Origin of the sequence: Flavobacterium sp., assembly GCF_028712645.1 — a bacterium.
Classification (GTDB): Bacteria; Bacteroidota; Bacteroidia; order Flavobacteriales; family Flavobacteriaceae; genus Flavobacterium.
Genome location: NZ_JAQTPQ010000350.1, coordinates 1 through 2,970, shown reverse-complemented (window position 1 = coordinate 2,970; position 2,970 = coordinate 1). Strand labels below are relative to the sequence as shown.

Below are 2,970 nucleotides of genomic sequence, written 5' to 3'. Positions count from 1 at the left end.
AAAACCCTTTGAGTTCTTCCACACGTTTTTTGGCTCTGTAATAAGCTGTGTTTTCGTTATAATTTGCAGTTGTATCCATAATTGTAATCTGTTTGGTTAAAATAGGTATTTTAACGGTGAATGTTTGTTCATTTTGTTCAATCAAAACTTTTCTATTAGTTATAATTCCGTATCGATTGATGATGTTTTGCAGTCCGACTCCTTGTCTTTCTTTCAAAACTTCTTTCTTTTGATAATCATTCTGAATGACTAGATAATTTTCTTCGATATAAATGCGAATATGCAACGGTTTTTGTTCGCTAACCACATTATGTTTTACGGTATTTTCTAATAAAAGCTGCAACGAAAGTGGAACAACTTTAGCTTCTGGAATGCTTATTGTTGTTGGCAATTCATAAAATAAGCTGTTTTCGAAACGCATTTTCAACAAGTTCATATAGGTTTTGGCGAAAGCCAATTCTTCTTCGACCGAAACCAATTCTTTGTCTTTTGTTCTAAAACATACCGATAAATCTTAGACAAAGACGTCGTAAAACGTTGTGCATTGTCTGGGTTTTCTTCTATTAAAGAACTCAAAACATTCAAACTATTGAATAGAAAATGAGGATCGATTTGGTTTTTTAAGCTTTCGAACTTTGCATTGGCTGTTCCTGCAATTATTTTTTGTTCTTTTAATTTATTTTCTTGCAATTTTTTATAAAAATGAAAAAAATGTATTCCAAAAATAATGACAAATGTTATAATTGAAGAACCAATATAATTTGCTGGCTGTTCATTTGCCAAAAATTCAGAAAAAGATAATTTATTAATAATTACCTCTCTAAAAAATTGCAAGAAGAAAATTGATATTAATGTTACAAAAAATGAACTGACAAAACCAATTATAATTCTTTTTGGCGAATAATTTTCAATTCCAAAAAAATCATCTAATTTGATATATAATGTGGCATTTACAAAATACAAAGTAATGCTATAAAATATAAAAGTAAAAAAATGAATTCCAATAAAATGCCCTACATAATACCCAGATTCATAAGCTGTTGTAAATTTTGGAGCATTACTTATATAATCAATCAAAATTAAAATTATATAGATAACGAAACTTATCAATAATGCTCGAGGGATTTCTTTTATTAATTTATTCATTTTATTTAGTTTAACAAACCTCACAGGTTTTATCTTTTATTTACAACCTTTTAATACTTCTTGGGCTCTTTCTAATCCCCATTTTGGAGAAAAAGGAGTTTCAGGTTTAAAAGTAGCAAAAAGTCCGATAGCTTTTTCAATTTCAGCACACATTGGTTTGGTGTCTTTTCCCCAAAATTTTGCTCCGCCAATTTCAAATTCGGCTTTTTCAAAAACAACTCTAGGATTTTCTGGAGCTATCGCCTCAGCTTTACTGTACAATGCCATTACTTTTCCGGATAGTTTTTGTCCATTAGTCATAGGATCAAAAGCAATCCAGGCAGTATAAATCATTGCTTGAACAACCAAAAGTTCTGGATTGTTAGGGTTTTTAATCAATTCAATATCTAACGCATTTTGCGCTTTGTCTAACAACAAACTAATTTGTGTTGCATCTTTTGTACCAAAAGCTGATGTGGTATTTACCAGAGCTACATAATAATTAGGCAGCCAAGAGTTTTGTTCTGCGGCTGCAATTCTTTCGAACATAGCTGATGCTTCTGTGTTTTTTCCTTCGCCCCAAAGTTGAAACGCTTTCCCCATTCCTTGCTCAAATTGTCCTTGAGCAGCAACTAAATTACTAATAAATAATACGATTGTAATGATAATTTTTGTCATAATTTCTAGTTTTTAATTGGTTAATTAATTCTTGAACAAATTTATGTTGGTTGTATTGATTTTGAAATTTACTTTAACTGAACTGTTGAATTTTGAGGATGAGTTGTATTGCAACGTTTCTAGGTTACAAATTCTCCAATTGATTCGTCTTTTTATCTTTGCTCATTGTCCAAAAGAAACCCACAAAGAAGAATCGATCCGCAGTGGGAACTATCGCTTGACTTTCATAAATTCCAGATAAATTTGGCGTATTGGCATAATTATATCCATACACATTTTTGATTCCAGCAACATTGGTCACCGAGAAAAAAAGTATCTTTTGAGGCGAAATTAAATACGCCCAATTCACGCTTAAATTACTATAAGTTTTAGTTTTTCCGTCCATAAAAACAGTTTCATTTGGGTTATTATAAGGTCTTCCGGAACTGAACGTATAAGTGGCTCCAATTTGCGAACGCCAATCTTGAATCCAATATTTGGTTACCAAAGACAAGGTGTGATCGGCAACAAAACTGGGCGTTGCTTGTTTTGGAAAGTTTGCATAATACCGTTCCGTGTCAATGTAGGAATACGAAATCCAATATTCTAGGTTTTTAATGTTCTTGTTATCTCTCCAAAACAGCTCCAATCCTTTGGCAAATCCAGTTCCGCTATTATTGAAATTGCTATTATAAACGGGCGATTTCGTATCGTATTTTACCAAATTATCATAGCTTTTATAATAGACTTCCGCTTTAAAAATTTGTTTGTCTTTACTAAATTCATAACTCAAAATATAATGTTGCGCTTTTTCGGCTTGCAAATTGGTTGAGTATTTCAGGTAATCGTTTTTTGGCACTTGTTCAAAAGTTCCGTAAGCCATTGAAAACTGCTGATATTTAGCCAGTTTATATGCTAAAGCCAATCTTGGAGCAATGGAACTTTCGTCCAACAGATAGTTTTTCGAAAATCGGAAACCTACTTTGGCAATCAAATTATTGGTAAACAAAAAATCTGTTTCTGAAAAGGCGGCAAAAATATTCGAATGATAGCCACTATCAAAATTAGCAACCGATTCAGAACAAGTGGTACGGAAATAGTCAGCTCCGAAACTTGTCTTCAATTTATTTGAAATAGGCTTAGTTATTTTTAATTTCAAATGGCTCGCATTTTCGGAGCTATCATAAT

Annotated in this window: 2 protein-coding genes and 1 pseudogene; all 3 read right to left on the bottom strand. The window is 32.0% G+C overall.

From position 1 onward, the window contains the following. Positions 1 to 1,146: pseudogene (locus PHC28_RS17675) on the bottom strand (sensor histidine kinase); the annotation flags it as partial. 36 nt (positions 1,147 to 1,182) lie between these two features. Next, entirely contained in the window at positions 1,183 to 1,803 is a 621-nt protein-coding gene (locus PHC28_RS17670) for a hypothetical protein (protein ID WP_300103629.1), read from the bottom strand. Positions 1,804 to 1,927: 124 nt separating this feature from the next. Continuing rightward, positions 1,928 to 2,970 (bottom strand): TonB-dependent receptor (locus PHC28_RS17665; RefSeq protein ID WP_300103627.1); only part of this gene is annotated, 1,043 nt, incomplete at its 5' end.

Coding starts and splice junctions, on each gene's coding strand:
- PHC28_RS17670 (WP_300103629.1), bottom strand. CDS start 1,803: ATGACAAAAATTATCATTACAATCGTATTATTTATTAGTAATTTAGTT.